Here is a 15322-nt window from a genome sequence, read left to right on the forward strand (position 1 = left end):
GGGTCAGCTCTTGGCCGCCGGAGCCTTGGCCTTGGTCGTCTTGGCCGTCGACGCGGGCACCGTCTTGGCGGTGTCCTCGGCCGTGGCCGTGCCGCTCGCCGCGTCCGCGCCCGGCTCGGCGGCGGGCTCCTCGGGACGCACGCCGACGCCCAGCTTCTCCTTGATCTTCTTCTCGATCTCGTTGGCCAGGTCGGGGTTGTCCTTCAGGAAGTTGCGCGCGTTCTCCTTGCCCTGGCCGAGCTGGTCGCCCTCGTACGTGTACCAGGCGCCGGCCTTGCGGACGAAGCCGTGCTCGACGCCCATGTCGATCAGGCCGCCCTCACGGCTGATGCCCTGTCCGTAGAGGATGTCGAACTCGGCCTGCTTGAAGGGCGGGGCGACCTTGTTCTTGACGACCTTGCAACGAGTGCGGTTGCCGACCGCTTCCGTGCCGTCCTTCAGGGTCTCGATGCGGCGGATGTCGATACGCACCGACGCGTAGAACTTCAGCGCCCGGCCACCGGTCGTGGTCTCCGGGGAGCCGAACATCACGCCGATCTTCTCGCGGAGCTGGTTGATGAAGATCGCGGTGGTCTTCGACTGGTTGAGCGCGCTGGTGATCTTCCGCAGGGCCTGGCTCATCAGACGGGCCTGCAGACCCACGTGGCTGTCGCCCATCTCGCCCTCGATCTCCGCACGCGGGACGAGCGCGGCGACGGAGTCGATGACGATGAGGTCGAGAGCACCGGAGCGGACCAGCATGTCCACGATCTCCAGCGCCTGCTCGCCGTTGTCCGGCTGGGAGAGGATCAGGTTGTCGATGTCGACGCCCAGCTTGCGCGCGTACTCGGGGTCGAGGGCGTGCTCAGCGTCCACGAAGGCGACCTGGCCGCCTGCCTTCTGCGCGTTCGCCACCGCGTGCAGGGTCAGGGTCGTCTTACCGGAGGACTCCGGTCCGTAGATCTCCACCACTCGGCCGCGGGGGAGGCCGCCGACGCCGAGGGCCACGTCGAGCGCGGTCGACCCGGTCGGGATGACCTCGATGGGCTCCCTGGACCGCTCGCCCATGCGCATGACCGCGCCCTTGCCGAATTGCCGTTCAATCTGTGCGAGCGCGGCGTCCAGGGCCTTCTCGCGGTCGGTACCTGCCATGGGTTCCACCCGGTTTGCTTGAGTCGATCGCTTCACGTCAAAGACGCTAACGCCTGCCACTGACAATGCGCCCCGACGCTCGTCCGGCCTGTGGATAACTCGGGCACTTCTCCATGAAAACCCTGTCGGAGCCCCACGGAGAACCGAGCCGGAGAGCTCCATAAGAATGGATGTTCGATTTTCATGTCAAGCGCACCGCAAGCATCTCCGAGCCTACGTTCCTCCGCACGGAGCGCGGACCGCCACAAACGGTGAGTCACCGGCGGTCTACCGTGGCTCCGCATGCCCCACGCCGAGATCGAGGTCACCGCGGAGCTGGTCCGGGATCTTCTGCATGACCAGCACCCCGACCTGGCCGATCGCCCGTTGAGGCTCGGCGCGCGCGGCTGGGACAACCAGCTGTGGCGGCTCGGCGACGACCTCGCGGTCCGGCTGCCCTGGGCGACGCGGTCCTCGGACGCGCTGCTGCTCAAGGAGCACGCCTGGCTGCCCTCCCTCGCCCCGCGCCTTCCTTTGCCGGTCCCCGTCCCGCAGCGCCTCGGCGAGCCCTCGAAGCGGTTTCCGCGGCCCTGGATCGTCACCACCTGGGTGCCGGGCTCGCCCGCCGACCGCGCTCCCGCCACACGCGCTGCGGAGTCAGCCGACGCCTTGGCCGCCTTCCTCACGTCCCTTCACCGACCCGCCCCCGACTCCGCGCCCGTCGGCGGCTACGGCCGCGGGGGGCCGCTGACCGACCTCGCCGAGCAGTTCGTCCAGCAGCTGGCCGAGGCCACCGGCCTGGGGCTGATCCCCGACCCGGACGCCGTACGCGCCGTCTGGGACGACGCCGTCTCCGCGCCCCTCTGGACGGGCCCGGCACTGTGGCTCCACGGCGACCTGCATCCGGCCAACGTCCTCACCGCGGACGGCACCTTCTGCGGCGTGATCGACTTCGGCGACCTCTGCGCGGGCGACCCAGCCTGCGACCTTGCCGCACCCTGGGTGCTGCTGCCGGACGGCGCCGCCGAACGCTTCCACAGCGCCTATCAGCCGGCCGCAGACACCGCGACACTGCGCCGCGCCCGCGGCTGGGCGGTGCTGCGAGCCCTCAGCGGCATCCTCATCGGAGAGGCCGGCATCCACGGCCGCCCCGGCGGCAAGCCCACCTGGGGCCCGCCCGCACACACCGCGCTGAGACGCCTTGTCGCAACGGGGCGCCGCCGACGAAAAGGGTGACCCGGACGCCGGTGCCCCACCGCGACGGGAGACTGCTTCGCGGGGCGTACCGCAGGAGTCTCCGTCGGTACGACGACCCGGCGGGCCCGTCGCCCCGACGCTGTCCCCATGGACCGACACGGATTCCGCCTCCCCGCTGCCACCGCCCCGGACCGGACCGCCGGCACCGCCCCAACCCCCGTCCCCGTCGGCCGGACGAGCGCGGTGTGGCGCGCCGCCCGTCCCGGCGAGCGCCTCTGTCTCGCGACCGGTGCCGCCCTCGTGCTGTCGGGGCTGGCGCATCTGCTGGTGTTCGCCGTCGACGGAGGCCCCTGGGACGGACCTGTCTCCTGGCGCAAGCCCGTCACGTTCGGGCTCTCGTTCGGGCTGACGCTGATCGCGGTCACCTGGGTGACCTCGTATCTGCGCATCGGCGCACGGTCGCGCACCGTGCTGCTCGTCGTCTTCGCCGTCGACTGCGTCGTGGAGGTCGCCGGGATCACCCTCCAGGCATGGCGTCACGTGCCCTCGCACCTCAACACCACCACGCCCTTCGACACCGCGGTCGCGATGACGCTCGCGGTGGGCGGCGGGGTCCTGGTCGTCGTGCTCTCGGCGTTCGCCGCGGCAGCGTTCCGGCACCGGCCCCACGGCCCCTCGGGTATGCCGCTCGCGCTGCGCTCCGGCTTCGCGATCCTGATGGTGGCGCTGCTGTCGGGAGCGGTGATGATCGCGCGGGGGGTCGTGCTGTCCCGCACCGGGCACCAACAGGCGGCGTACCACTCGACGGCGCCGCTCAAGCCCCTGCACGGCGTCAGCCTGCACGCCGTGCTGGTGCTGCCCGCACTGGCCTGGCTGCTGTCCCGTACCGCCTGGAGCACCACCGCGAAGCAGCGCGTCCTGCGCGCGGCGGTCGGCGTCTACACGGCCGCCGTGCTCGGTGCGGGCGTGTGGGCGGCGCTCGCCTGGTGAGTCCCTGTGGCACTCAGCGGGACAAGAGCCGTCGTAGACGCATGCCCAGGCTTCCGGAGCCTCGCGACGACCGGTGCCCATGGACCCGGGGGTCGTCCATGACGGCGTACCGCTTCACATACGCCCCCAGGAACGCCTGCAGCGTCGCGACCGCGGGGATGGCGATCAGCGCGCCGACCGCGCCGAGCAGGGCGGTGCCCGCGATGACCGACCCGAAGGCGACCGCGGGGTGGATGTCCACGGACCGCGCGGTCAGCTTGGGCTGGAGCATGTAGTTCTCGAACTGCTGGTAGATCACGACGAAGACCAGCACCCACACCGCGTACCAGGGAGCCACGGTGAAGGCGATCAGCATCGGAAGGGCACCCGCGAGATAGGTGCCGATGGTGGGGATGAACTGCGAGACCAGCCCGACCCACACGGCGAGCACGGGCGCGTACGGAATGTCGAGCGCCACCAGCAGGACGTAGTGCGCTATGCCCGAGATGAGCGCCATCAGACCGCGCGAGTACAGATAGCCGCCCGTCTTGTCGACCGCGATCTCCCAGGCACGCAGCACCTCGGCCTGCCGGGCGGGCGGCAGCACCGAGCACAGCCCGCGCCGCAGCCTCGGCCCGTCGGCGGCGAAGTAGAACGAGAACAGTCCGATCGTCAGCAGCCTGAAGAGGCCGCCCAGCACCTGCGCGGAGACGTCCAGCACACCGGTCGCGCTGTTCTGGACGTACTTCCTGAGCCAGTCGGAGTGGATCACGCTGTCCTGTACGTCCACGCGTCTGACCTTGGTGTGGAACGTCGTGTTGATCCAGTTGATCACGGAGTCGAGATAGGCCGGGAAGCCCTCGACCATCCTGACGATCTGGCCCGCGAGCATCGAGCCGAGCAGGGTGACGAACCCGGCCACGGCGATCGTGAGGCCGAGGAAGACCAGGAAGGTGGCCAGTCCCCGGCGCATGCCACGGGAGGCCATCCAGCTCACCGCGGGCTCGATGGCGAGCGCCAGGAAGAACGCGATGAGGATGTTGATCAACAGGCCGGTCAGCTGGTGGAACGCCCAGCTGCCCAGCTGGAACACGGCGATGAGGGCGAGCGCCAGCACCATGGCACGCGGCAGCCAGCGCGGCATGCGGGCGGGCGGCACGGCGCCATCACCCACCGAGGGCCGGTCGGGCTGCGATTCCTGCTGGGGGACCTGTGCGGTCTCGTCTGTCGGGGCCACGAAGCAAGTCTCCCCGACGCCACCGACAATCGGGGACCACCTGGCGATCTTCGTGCGCGTTCAGCGCTTCTCGTGCGGAACGTTCATGGTCCCGCACACCACCCGCCACACGTCCTTGGCCTCCCAGCCGGCGTCCAGCGCCTGGTGCACCGTACGACCGCCCAGCTCCGACATCACGTGATCGCGCGCGAAGGTCTCGGCGTACGCCCCACCGAAGTGATCCGCCATCCGCTGCCAGAAAACCGTCAACCGCATGACTCCAGTATCCAGCTCCTGAGAGTGGGCCCTGCCCGGGACCGCTCGCCAAGGCCGCTTTCCGTCCTACGGTCTGACCCATGGCCGAAACCGGAGCATCCTCACTCCCCGCTGCACCCCCGGCGCACACCCCGCTCTCCCGCGCCGCGCAGTTCGTCTGGCTCACCGCGCGCGTACTGGAGCAGCGCCGCTTCGCCTACCACTTCCTGGACGGCGGCGCCGACCCGGTGGAGACGGCACTGGCCGCCTACCGCAACGAGGACGAGGGCTACGGTCATGCCCTCGAACCCGATCTGCGGGGTCCGGTCAGCCAGCCCCTGCACACCGCGCACGCGCTGCGCGTCCTGGACTCGATCGGCCGCTGCGGCGGGCAGCGGGTCGAGCGCGTGTGCCGTTACCTGACCGCCGTGTCGACACCGGACGGTGCCCTCCCGGCGATCCATCCCAGCCAGCGCGGCTATCCGGCGGCCCCCTTCGTGCCGATCGCGGACGACCCTCCGGGCGACCTTCTCGCCACGGGCCCGGTGGTGGGTCTGCTGCACCGCAACGAGGTCTGGCACGCATGGCTGTTCCGGGCCACCGACTTCTGCTGGCAGGCGATCGACTCCTTGCGCAAGACGCATCCCTACGAGGTGGAGGCCGCGGTGGCGTTCCTGGACTCGGCGCCCGACCGGCCGCGCGCGCAGGCCGCCGCCGACCGGCTGGGACGCCTGGTGCGGGAGGAACGGCTCGTGTGCCTGGACCCCGGCCGTCCGCAGGAGTACCCGGTCGCCCCCGGGTACGCGCCGGGCGAGCACCACTTCCCGTACGACTTCGCGCGTACGCCGGACTCCCTCGCGCGCGCGTGGTTCACCGACGAGGAGATGGCACGCGCCCTGGACCACCTCACGGGCGAGCAGCAGGAGGACGGCGGCTGGCCTGTCCGGTGGCGCCAGTGGGCTCCGGGCACGGCCCTGGAATGCCGCCCCATGGTGACCATCGAGGCGCTGCTCACCCTCCGGGCGTTCGGGCGGGCCATCGGCTGACGCCCCGGGACGGCCGGGCCCGCCTGGTACTCATGCACCGACGGGCGGGCCGGCCGTCGGCCTCGGGGCGGGCGGGACGCTCCGTCAGCCCGTCAGCGCGCGCAACCCCGCCGCCACCACGACCGCGACGCCGACCACGACCAGGAACGGGGCGCGCAGAAGCAAGGCGACGGCGGCCGCGGTGAGCCCCGCCGCCCTGGCGTCCAGTACCAGGGCACGGCCGTCGGCGAAGGTCTGCTGGGCCGTGAGGGCGGCCAGCAGGGCGACGGGCAGCAGAGCCGCGAGCCGCTGGACGAGCGGCCGCTCCAGGATCCCGGCCGGAACGAGCAGACCGAGGAGCTTTACGGCGTAGCAGCCGACGGCGGTGGCGCCGATCGCGATCCAGACGTTCAACGGTCTCCCCCTTGGGTCTCGTCGGCCTTCCGCACGGTCTCGGTCCGTGCTCCCCGTGTGTTCGCCGCCGTCCGCCGGCCCGCCAGGAAGAGGACCGCTGGAGCCGCCAACGCCGCCGCCAGGACCGGCACACCGGCGGGCAGGACCGGCAGCAGCCCGAGCCCCAGCACGACGGCCGCGACCGCCACGGCACGCTCCGTGGCCGTTCTCAGCATCGGCGCGAGCAGCGCCAGGAAGACCGCGGGCCCGGCGGCGTCCAGCCCCCACGCCTTGGTGTCGCCGATGGCCTGCGCGCCGAGGGCCCCCAGCAACGTGGTCAGGTTCCACAGCACGTACAGGGTGATCCCGGTCACGGTGAAGCCGACGCGGGCGCTCCGCCGGGTCGGCTGGGCGAGCGCCACGACGGTGGTCTCGTCGATGACCCACTGCGCGGCGAACGGCCGCACCGCGCGCGGGAGGGCCAGCAGCTGCGACAACCGCAGCCCGTAGAACGCGTTCCGTACGCCCAGGAAGAAGGCCCCCGCGGCCGCCGTGAGCGGGTTGCCGCCCGCCGCGAGCGCGCCCGCGAGCGCGAACTGCGAGGCACCGGTGAACACCAGGAGGCTGAGCGCGCAGGTCTGCGGCAGGGTGAGCCCGCTGCCGGCCGAAGTGACCCCGAAGGCGAAGCCGGACAGGCCGACGGCCACCCCGACCCCGAGGGCGTCCCGGACGACGGCGGCGTCCGGCTTTTCGCTGTCTCTCCTGCGGAGGTCCGCAAGAGCACTCTGTTCTGCCACGCCCCGGAGGCTACGAGCGCTCAGGCCTTCGGGTCTTGTACGTTCTTGCGCCCCGCGGCGCGGGATCCGTCCCCCTTGCGCTCGCGTTGGTACGCCCCCGGAGGGACGCCCACGATCCGCGTGAAGTGACGGTTGAGGTGGGGCTGGTCGGTGAAACCGACCGCGACGGCCGCCTCGGCGGGCGTGGTCCCGGTGTCCAGCAGACGCCGGGCCCGGCGGACGCGGGCGTCGGTCAGCCAGGTGTGCGGCGGCATCCCGTAGGCGGTGCGGAAGGCGCGCAGCAGCGAGAAGGGGCTGGTGCCGAGGTCGGCCGCGAGCCGTTCCAGGCTCGGGGGCTGTGCCATCCGCTCCTCGAGCACGACACGCGCGCGTGCGGCGGCCCGGGCTCCCGCGGTGCGCACGGCCCGTTGCGGCAGGGGCCCGCCGACCCGCCGCAGCAGCCGGGTCACGGCGACCCGCAGCAGGGTGTCGGCGGCGAGCGGGTTGTCCTCGTCCACGGCCCGGAGCACCTCGTGGACCAGGCCGGCCGCATACGGATCCTCCAGCACCGGACCGGTGAAGCCGGGCGTGCCGCGGATGGCCGTGGTCTCGGCAGCGATCTCGGCCACCAGCTGCGGCGACGGATAGACGGCCCCGTACCGCCAGCCCTCCGGCACCCCGGCCCGGCCCGTGTGCGGGGTGTCCGGGTTGACCAGCGCCAGCGCTCCTGGGCCCGCGTACTGGTCCGCACCGCCGTGGTGGAAGATCTCGACGCCGTCGGAGATGGCCGCGATCACGAAGTTCTCGTGGGTGTGCCGCACGAACGTCTTGTGGATGTAGCGGGCTCGCAGCAGGTCGACACCCGGCAGTTCCTCGTACCGCCAGTGCCGTGCCCGCTCCCTGAAACCTGCCATGGCTCCATTCTGCGGTACGGCCCCCACCGCCCGGCACCCCCACGGCACCCCCCTCGTCCGGCGTTTACGCAGGTCAGGTGGATTGTCAGTGGCTGGGTGCAGGATGGACGCATGCCCAGTCCTGCACACCGAGCCCTCGACGGCTTCTCCCCCGCGACCCGCGGCTGGTTCACGGGGGCGTTCTCCGCGCCCACCGCGGCCCAGGCCGGGGCGTGGCGCGCCATCGGTGAGGGCTCGGACGTGCTCGTGGTCGCCCCGACCGGTTCCGGCAAGACGCTGGCCGCGTTCCTCGCCGCGCTCGACCAGCTGACGTCAACGCCGCCGCCCGCCGATCCCAGGAAGCGCTGCCGGGTGCTGTACGTGTCCCCGCTGAAGGCCCTGGCGGTGGACGTCGAGCGGAACCTGCGCAGTCCGCTGACGGGCATCCGTCAGGAGTCGGTCCGGCTCGGTCTGCCCGAGCCGGAGATCAGGGTCGGCATCCGTTCCGGCGACACCCCGGCCGCGGAGCGCCGCGCCCTGGCCACCCGCCCGCCGGACATCCTGATCACCACACCGGAGTCGCTGTTCCTGATGCTGACGTCCGCCACGCGCGATGCGCTGACGGGCGTGGAGACCGTGATCCTGGACGAGGTGCACGCGGTGGCGGGCACCAAGCGGGGCGCCCACCTCTCGCTCTCCCTGGAGCGCCTCGACGAGCTGCTGCCGATGCCCGCGCGCCGCATCGGCCTGTCGGCCACCGTCCGCCCGGTGGACGAGGTCGCGCGCTTCCTCTCTCCGCGCCGCAAGGTGGAGATCGTCCAGCCGGAGTCCGGCAAGGAGTTCGACCTGTCCGTCGTGGTCCCGGTCGAGGATCTCGGCGAGCTGGGCGGCTCCCCGGTCAGCGACGGGTCCGAGGGCGCAGAGCGCCCGTCCATCTGGCCGCATGTCGAGGAGCGGATCGCCGATCTGGTCCAGGCCCACCGCTCCACGATCGTGTTCGCCAACTCACGCCGCCTCGCGGAGCGGCTGTGCAACCGACTGAACGAGATCGCCTACGAGCGGGCCACCGGCGAGTCGCTGGAGGAGCACCACTCCCCCGCCCAGCTGATGGGCTGTTCGGGTGCGGCGCAGGGGGCGCCGCCGGTGCTCGCGCGCGCCCACCACGGCTCGGTCTCCAAGGAGCAGCGCGCCCTCGTCGAGGAGGACCTGAAGGCGGGCCGGCTACCCGCCGTGGTCGCCACCTCCAGCCTTGAGCTGGGCATCGACATGGGTGCCGTGGACCTCGTCGTCCAGGTGGAGTCCCCGCCGTCCGTGGCCTCCGGGCTCCAGCGCGTGGGCCGTGCGGGACACCAGGTCGGAGCGGTCTCCACAGGCGTGGTCTTCCCCAAGTACCGGGGCGACCTGGTCCAGGCGGCCGTGGTCACCGAGCGGATGCGGTCCGGCTCCATCGAATCGCTGAGGGTCCCGGCGAACCCGCTGGACGTGCTGGCCCAGCAGCTCGTCGCCATGACGGCGCTGGACACCTGGCAGTTCGACGACCTTCTCGCCATGGTCCGCCGGGCGGCACCCTTCGCCTCGCTCCCCGAGTCGGCGTTCACGGCCGTGCTGGACATGCTGGCGGGCCGCTACCCCTCCGACGCCTTCGCGGAGCTGCGCCCGCGCGTGGTGTGGGACCGGGTGGCGGGCACGATCACCGGCCGCCCGGGCGCCCAGCGACTCGCGGTCACCTCCGGGGGCACGATCCCGGACCGCGGGCTCTTCGGGGTCTTCCTGGCCGGGGCCGACCCGAAGAAGGGCGGCGGCCGGGTCGGCGAGCTGGACGAGGAGATGGTGTACGAGTCCCGGGTCGGGGACGTGTTCACCCTGGGCACCAGCTCCTGGCGGATCGAGGACATCACGCGCGACCGTGTGCTGGTCTCCCCCGCGCCCGGCGTCCCGGGCCGGCTGCCCTTCTGGAAGGGCGACCAGCTGGGCCGTCCGCTCGAACTGGGCCGCGCGGTGGGCGCGTTCCTGCGCGAGGTGGGCTCGCTGCCGAAGGAGGACGCGCGGCTGAGGCTGCTGGCAGCCGGACTCGACGCCTGGGCCGCGGACAACGTGCTGTCGTATCTGGCCGAGCAGCGCGAGGCCTGCGGCCATGTCCCGGACGACCGCACGATCGTCGTGGAGCGCTTCCGTGACGAGCTGGGCGACTGGCGGGTCGTGGTGCACTCCCCCTTCGGCGCGCAGGTCCACGCCCCGTGGGCGCTCGCGCTGGGCGCCCGGCTGGCCGAGCGCTACGGCATGGACGCCCAGGTGATGCACGCCGACGACGGCATCGTGCTGCGCCTGCCGGACGCCGATCTGATGGGCCTGGACCTGCTCGACCAGGAGCCGACGAAGGCGGGCGCACCCCTGCATACGGCGGTCGACGCCGAGCAGGCGCCGGTCGGCGCGACGGACGTCGTCTTCGACAAGGGCGATGTCGATCAGATCGTCACCGACCAGGTCGGCGGGTCGGCGCTGTTCGCGGCCCGGTTCCGCGAGTGCGCGGCCCGCGCGCTGCTGCTGCCGCGACGCAACCCCGGCCGCCGCACCCCGCTGTGGCAGCAGCGCCAGCGGGCGGCCCAACTGCTCCAGGTCGCCAGCGAGTTCGGCTCGTTCCCGATCGTCCTCGAAGCGGTCCGCGAGTGCCTGCAGGACGTCTTCGACGTGCCGGGTCTCACCGAGCTGATGGGCGACATCGAGTCACGCAAGGTGCGGCTCGTCGAGGTCACCACCCCGGAGCCGTCCCCGTTCGCCCGCTCCCTGCTGTTCGGGTACGTCGCCCAGTTCCTCTACGAGGGAGACTCCCCGCTCGCCGAGCGGCGCGCCGCCGCGCTCTCCCTGGACTCCCGGCTGCTGGCGGAGCTGCTGGGCCAGGCGGAGCTGCGGGAACTGCTCGACGCCGAGGTGCTGACCGAGCTGGAGCGGGAGCTGCAGTGGCTCACCGAGGACCGGCGGGTCAAGGACATCGAAGGGGTCGCGGACGTACTGCGGTTGCTGGGCCCGCTCACCGACACCGAGCTGGTGGAGCGGGGGGCCGAGCCGCACTGGGCTCCCGAGCTGGCCGCCGCCCGCCGTGCGATCAAGGTCCGTATCGCGGGCACCGACCACTGGGCGGCGATCGAGGACGCCGGCCGGTTGCGGGACGCCCTGGGCACGGCGCTGCCGGTGGGCGTCCCGGAGGCCTTCACCGAGCCGGTCAAGGACCCGCTCGGCGACCTTCTCGCACGGTACGCGCGCACGCACGGCCCCTTCACCTCGGCCACCGCGGCGGCCCGGTTCGGCCTCGGGGTGGCCGTCACCGAGGGCGCGTTGCAGCGGCTCGCGGCCTCCGGCCGGATCGTTCAGGGAGAGTTCCATCCCGCGGGGATCGGTCAGGAGTGGTGTGACGCGGCCGTGCTGCGCAGGCTGCGGCGGCGTTCACTGGCGGCGCTGCGGCACGAGCTGGAGCCGGTGCCTCCGGCCGCGCTCGCACAGTTCCTGCCGCAGTGGCAGCACATGGGCAGCGGACACGGTCTGCGGGGCGTGGACGGTCTGGTGCGCGCGATCGAACAGCTCCAGGGAGCGTCCGTGCCCGCGTCCGCCCTGGAGAAGCTCGTCCTGCCGTCCCGCGTCGCCGCCTACGCGCCCGCGATGCTGGACGAGCTCACGGCCGCCGGCGAGGTGGTGTGGGCGGGCGCGGGCGCGCTGCCCGGCAAGGACGGCTGGATCTCCCTCTACCTCGCGGACGCGGCCCCCTTGCTGCTGCCCGACCCGCATCCCCTGGAGCTGACCGCGCTCCACCAGTCGATCCTGGCCGCCCTCTCGGGGGGCTACGGTCTGTTCTTCCGGCAGATCGGCGACCAGGTCCGGGTCACGACGCACCCGGGCGTCTCGGACCCCCAACTGGCCGACGCGATCTGGGACCTGGCCTGGTCTGGCCGGCTGACGAACGACACGCTGGCGCCGATGAGGTCGCTGCTCGGCTCGGGCCGCACCGCGGGTTCCACCGCCCACCGCGCCAAGCGCGCGGTCCCGCGCGGACGGTACGGCTCGCTCACGGCCGCCGCCCGCCCCCAGTCCCGTACGGGGCCGCCGACCGTCGCGGGCCGCTGGTCACTGCTCCCCTCCCGCGAGGCGGACCCCACCGTCCGCGCCCACGCCCTGGCCCGGACGCTGCTGGACCGGCACGGCGTCGTGACCCGGGGCGCGGTGGCGGCGGAAGGCGTGGAGGGCGGCTTCTCCGCCGTCTACCGCGTCCTGTCCGCCTTCGAGGAGAGCGGACAGGCCCGGCGCGGTTACGTGGTCGAGGGGCTGGGCGCGGCACAGTTCGCGATGGACGGCGCGGTGGACCGGCTGCGCGCGGTGGCGAACGCACGCGAGCGGGGCGAACCGCTGCCGGGCCCGGGATCCGGCGCAGGCAACGGCTACGCCAACGGTTTCACGAACGGGTTCCCCGGGAGCCACGGGCAATCGCCCGAGAGCCCCTTCGGCACCGGCTACGACGACACCCCGGACGGCCCCTTCGCTACCACCGGGGACCACGACGGCTTCGACGGCCCGCCCGCCCCGGCCTTCAGCGATCCCTCGGCTGCCGGCTTCGGTGACCCCTTCGACTCGGGCCCGGCGCTCCCCGACCCGCTGTCCGCGCCGGGGTTCGGAGGTCCGCGCTCCGGTTCCGGGACCGGAGTGGGGTCCGGCCCCCGTCCGCCGTACGGACAGCGCGGACCAGGGCTTCCGCCGCACCGGACCCGCTCCACCGGCCCCGCCCGCACCGTGGTCCTCGCGGCCGCCGACCCGGCCAACGCGTACGGCGCCGCGCTCGCCTGGCCCGAGCCGCCCACGGGTGCGGGGCACAAGCCGGGGCGCAAGGCCGGTTCGCTGGTGGTTCTGGTCGACGGCGAGCTGGCGCTCTACATGGAGCGCGGCGGCAAGACCCTGCTGGCCTGGCCCGTGGACCCGGAGACCGAGCCGACGGAGGACACACGTCTGCGCGCGGCCGCCGAGGCCCTCGGGGTGGCCGCGCGGGCGGGCTCCCTGGGCACGGTCACGGTGGAGCGCGTCAACGGCGCATCCGCCCTGTCGTCCCCTTTCGGCACCCTCCTGGAGGGAGCGGGTTTCATCGCGACCCCACGGGGACTGCGCATCCGCGCATAAGCCTCCGGCGGCACCCCCGCGACAGCGGGTCCGAGCACCCTCGGCCATTGCCCTGCTCCCCCGGCCACCGGCGGGCCCACGACCACGGCCCCACCCCCCAGCCACCCGCGCACACCACGACCACCACCCCGCTCCCCGGCCACCGGCGCGTACCACGGCCGTCGGCGCACGCGGCCAGGGGCCCGCCGCCGTGCCCTCCCCGCGTGTCACCCTTGACCCATGCCCGAAGGCGACACCGTGTACCTGGCCGCGAAGCGTCTGCACGGGGCGCTCGCGGGGAAGGTGCTGACGCGCTCCGACCTTCGGGTGCCCAAGTACGCCACGGCCGACCTCACCGGCCGTACCGTCCTCGACGTCACCCCGCGCGGCAAACACCTGCTGACCCGGATCGAGGGCGGACTCACCCTGCACTCCCACCTGAAGATGGACGGTGCCTGGAAGATCTTCGCGGCGGGACAGCGCTGGACCGGCGGCCCCGCCCACCAGATCCGGGCGATCCTCGGCACTGCCGACCGCACGGCCGTCGGCTATCGCCTGCCCGTCCTGGAACTGCTCCGCAGCGCCGACGAGCCCCGCGCCGTGGGCCATCTCGGCCCCGACCTCCTCGGCCCGGACTGGGATCCCGCTCTGGCACAGGAGAACCTGCTGCGTGACCCCGTCCGCCCGCTCGGCGAGGCCCTCCTGGACCAGCGCAATCTGGCCGGCATCGGCAATGTCTACAAGAGCGAGCTGTGCTTTCTGCTCCGGGTGACCCCATGGCTGCCCGTCGGCGACCTCCCGGCCGAGCACGCCGCACAGCTTCCCGTCCTCGCCCAGAGACTTCTGGAGGCGAACCGCGACCGCCCGGCGCGCAACACCACGGGACGGCGTGAGCAGAACCTGTTCGTGTACGGCCGTGCGCCCCGGCCCTGTCTGTACTGCGGCACCCCGATCCGGGTGGCCGACCAGGGTGACGGCTCCCGGGAGCGCCCCACCTACTGGTGCCCGGCCTGCCAGTGGGGGCCGACTCCGCCGCCGCGCCCCGGCAGAACCGGGCGGCAACCCTCCCCGTACCACTAATTGACGACCCGTCAGAGATACTCGTACCGTCGGGGCCATGCCCGTCACGGCGTACGACCTCAGCGGACGCACCGCATTCGTCACCGGCGCCGCGAGCGGCATCGGCCGGGCCACGGCCGTGCTGTTCGCGGCGGCCGGGGCGACCGTCCACTGCGCGGACCGGGACGCGCACGGCCTGGACGAGACAGCGGCCTTGATCAACGACCGTGGCGGCACGGCGCATCTGCACCCGCTCAACGTGACGGACCGGGCACGACTGCAACAGGCGGTCGCCTCCTGCACGCGCCTCGACGCGATGGCCGCCGTCGCCGGGATCATGCACAGCAGCCCCGTCCTGGAGACCCGGGACGAGGACCTGGACCGGGTGCTGGCCGTCAACTTCAAGGGCGTGCTCTACGCCTGCCAGGAGGCGGCCCGCCGCATGATCGCGGACGGCACCCGCGGCAGCATCGTCACGATGGCCTCCGGCGCCGTCGACACCGGCGGCCCGGGACTGCTGTGCTACGGCGTGGCGAAGGCGGCCGTGGTACAGCTGACGAAGACCCTGGCGGCCGAGGTCGGGCGGCACGGGATCCGGGTCAACGCGGTGGCGCCCGGATGGACCCGTACGCCGATGACCGACCGGCACGGGGAGACCCAGGCACGCACAGAGGCATCCATGGCGCGGCTGTCACCGCTCGGCCGGGTCGGCGAACCGGAGGACGTCGCCCACGCGGTGCTGCACCTCGCCTCCGACGCCGCCTCGTTCACCACGGGCCAGATCCTGCGCCCGAACGGCGGTGTCGCGATGCCCTGGTGAGCAGCCCCGGTCGCGAGGAATCGCAGGGCCCGCACCCGGGCCCCCTTCGGCCTCGGCGGCCGGGCCGGCCGTAAACCACACCCAGGAGCCCCCTGAACGCCCCCGGACACCGTCTCCAGCCGACCCCGCACGCCCCCCTTTCTCCCACCCTCACCCCGGTTGCGCGCCCCTCCCGCGCCCCCGCGCGGTCCACCACCGGCGCCAGGACCCAGCCTGCTGGTCCGACCCGGCCGCCCCCACGGCACGGGTCTTCGGCACACAGTGCACCGGTAGCAGGCTCAGCCCCCACCCCCCGGTCACGACCGCCCCCTCCAGCACCCCCGCATCGGGTGCCAGCACGAGTCGGAGTACCCCCCACCACCACAGCGCACCCAGCGCCAGCGTCGCCCCCCAGCGCGCCGTGCGCCCCGCCATGGCCGTCACCTCCAACCCGAGGAACCAGACCCTAGACCGCCCTGTCACCACCAGGGAGG

Annotated in this window: 13 protein-coding genes; 6 read left to right on the top strand and 7 right to left on the bottom strand. The window is 73.0% G+C overall.

The genetic code is table 11. From position 1 onward, the window contains the following. Window positions 1-3: 3 nt before the first annotated feature. Window positions 4-1131 (bottom strand): recombinase RecA, encoded by a 1128-nt coding sequence (gene recA, locus AB0L95_RS03895; RefSeq protein ID WP_365156348.1) that lies wholly within the window; start codon window positions 1129-1131, stop codon window positions 4-6. A gap of 282 nt (window positions 1132-1413) precedes the next feature. Between recA and AB0L95_RS03900 the strand changes: the two genes are divergently transcribed. After that, on the top strand, window positions 1414-2346 hold the full coding sequence (locus AB0L95_RS03900; RefSeq protein WP_365156351.1) for an aminoglycoside phosphotransferase family protein: 933 nt from the start codon (window positions 1414-1416) through the stop codon (window positions 2344-2346). A 108-nt stretch (window positions 2347-2454) separates the two neighbouring features. Then, a complete protein-coding gene (locus AB0L95_RS03905) occupies window positions 2455-3297 on the top strand; it encodes a hypothetical protein (RefSeq protein WP_365156354.1) in 843 nt (280 codons plus the stop codon). Window positions 3298-3310: 13 nt separating this feature from the next. On the opposite strand, the gene AB0L95_RS03910 is transcribed toward AB0L95_RS03905, so the two are convergent. Together AB0L95_RS03910 and AB0L95_RS03915 are read right to left on the bottom strand one after the other, a co-directional pair. Continuing rightward, complete coding sequence (locus tag AB0L95_RS03910; RefSeq protein ID WP_365156525.1) at window positions 3311-4450, bottom strand: AI-2E family transporter; 1140 nt, start codon at window positions 4448-4450, stop codon at window positions 3311-3313. Window positions 4451-4573: 123 nt separating this feature from the next. Continuing rightward, a complete protein-coding gene (locus tag AB0L95_RS03915) occupies window positions 4574-4768 on the bottom strand; it encodes a DUF3046 domain-containing protein (RefSeq protein ID WP_365156357.1) in 195 nt (64 codons plus the stop codon). 80 nt (window positions 4769-4848) lie between these two features. Here AB0L95_RS03915 and AB0L95_RS03920 point away from each other — a divergent pair, with 80 nt between their 5' ends. After that, window positions 4849-5793, top strand: a complete 945-nt coding sequence (locus AB0L95_RS03920; RefSeq protein WP_365156359.1) for a hypothetical protein — start codon at window positions 4849-4851, stop codon at window positions 5791-5793. Between the two features lie 84 nt (window positions 5794-5877). On the opposite strand, the gene AB0L95_RS03925 is transcribed toward AB0L95_RS03920, so the two are convergent. Genes AB0L95_RS03925 through AB0L95_RS03935 form a run of 3 tightly spaced genes read right to left on the bottom strand, consistent with a single transcriptional unit; the run spans window position 5878 to window position 7855 of the window. Continuing rightward, window positions 5878-6186, bottom strand: coding sequence for an AzlD domain-containing protein (locus tag AB0L95_RS03925; RefSeq protein WP_365156362.1), 309 nt, complete (start codon window positions 6184-6186; stop codon window positions 5878-5880). Further along, on the bottom strand, window positions 6183-6962 hold the full coding sequence (locus AB0L95_RS03930) for an AzlC family ABC transporter permease (RefSeq protein WP_365156365.1): 780 nt from the start codon (window positions 6960-6962) through the stop codon (window positions 6183-6185). Before AB0L95_RS03930 ends, AB0L95_RS03925 begins: the two co-directional genes overlap by 4 nt. A 20-nt stretch (window positions 6963-6982) precedes the next feature. Beyond that, window positions 6983-7855: an AraC family transcriptional regulator gene (locus AB0L95_RS03935; protein ID WP_365156368.1), complete on the bottom strand. Its 873-nt coding sequence runs from the start codon at window positions 7853-7855 to the stop codon at window positions 6983-6985. Window positions 7856-7966: 111 nt separating this feature from the next. Between AB0L95_RS03935 and AB0L95_RS03940 the strand changes: the two genes are divergently transcribed. The 3 genes from AB0L95_RS03940 to AB0L95_RS03950 all read left to right on the top strand — a co-directional run bounded on the left by AB0L95_RS03940 (window position 7967) and on the right by AB0L95_RS03950 (window position 14849). Continuing rightward, a complete protein-coding gene (locus tag AB0L95_RS03940) occupies window positions 7967-12991 on the top strand; it encodes an ATP-dependent helicase (protein WP_365156372.1) in 5025 nt (1674 codons plus the stop codon). A 219-nt stretch (window positions 12992-13210) separates the two neighbouring features. Beyond that, window positions 13211-14050 carry a DNA-formamidopyrimidine glycosylase family protein gene (locus AB0L95_RS03945; protein WP_365156374.1) on the top strand — a complete coding sequence of 280 codons (840 nt, stop codon included), beginning with the start codon at window positions 13211-13213 and terminating at the stop codon, window positions 14048-14050. Window positions 14051-14087: 37 nt separating this feature from the next. Continuing rightward, window positions 14088-14849: an SDR family NAD(P)-dependent oxidoreductase gene (locus AB0L95_RS03950; RefSeq protein ID WP_365156377.1), complete on the top strand. Its 762-nt coding sequence runs from the start codon at window positions 14088-14090 to the stop codon at window positions 14847-14849. A 150-nt stretch (window positions 14850-14999) separates the two neighbouring features. On the opposite strand, the gene AB0L95_RS03955 is transcribed toward AB0L95_RS03950, so the two are convergent. Next, entirely contained in the window at window positions 15000-15263 is a 264-nt protein-coding gene (locus AB0L95_RS03955; protein ID WP_365156380.1) for a hypothetical protein, read from the bottom strand. Between the last annotated feature and the right edge of the window lie 59 nt (window positions 15264-15322).

The sequence above is a fragment of the Streptomyces sp. NPDC052036 genome (genome assembly GCF_040680495.1).
Taxonomy (GTDB): Bacteria; Actinomycetota; Actinomycetes; order Streptomycetales; family Streptomycetaceae; genus Streptomyces.

What these genes read in the sequence shown, in the direction of transcription:
- recA (WP_365156348.1), bottom strand. Translation starts at nt 1,131, where the DNA reads ATGGCAGGTACCGACCGCGAGAAGGCCCTGGACGCCGCGCTCGCACAG.
- AB0L95_RS03905 (WP_365156354.1), top strand. Translation starts at nt 2,455, where the DNA reads ATGGACCGACACGGATTCCGCCTCCCCGCTGCCACCGCCCCGGACCGG.
- AB0L95_RS03940 (WP_365156372.1), top strand. Translation starts at nt 7,967, where the DNA reads ATGCCCAGTCCTGCACACCGAGCCCTCGACGGCTTCTCCCCCGCGACC.
- AB0L95_RS03915 (WP_365156357.1), bottom strand. Translation starts at nt 4,768, where the DNA reads ATGCGGTTGACGGTTTTCTGGCAGCGGATGGCGGATCACTTCGGTGGG.
- AB0L95_RS03950 (WP_365156377.1), top strand. Translation starts at nt 14,088, where the DNA reads ATGCCCGTCACGGCGTACGACCTCAGCGGACGCACCGCATTCGTCACC.
- AB0L95_RS03955 (WP_365156380.1), bottom strand. Translation starts at nt 15,263, where the DNA reads ATGGCGGGGCGCACGGCGCGCTGGGGGGCGACGCTGGCGCTGGGTGCG.
- AB0L95_RS03935 (WP_365156368.1), bottom strand. Translation starts at nt 7,855, where the DNA reads ATGGCAGGTTTCAGGGAGCGGGCACGGCACTGGCGGTACGAGGAACTG.
- AB0L95_RS03945 (WP_365156374.1), top strand. Translation starts at nt 13,211, where the DNA reads ATGCCCGAAGGCGACACCGTGTACCTGGCCGCGAAGCGTCTGCACGGG.
- AB0L95_RS03900 (WP_365156351.1), top strand. Translation starts at nt 1,414, where the DNA reads ATGCCCCACGCCGAGATCGAGGTCACCGCGGAGCTGGTCCGGGATCTT.
- AB0L95_RS03920 (WP_365156359.1), top strand. Translation starts at nt 4,849, where the DNA reads ATGGCCGAAACCGGAGCATCCTCACTCCCCGCTGCACCCCCGGCGCAC.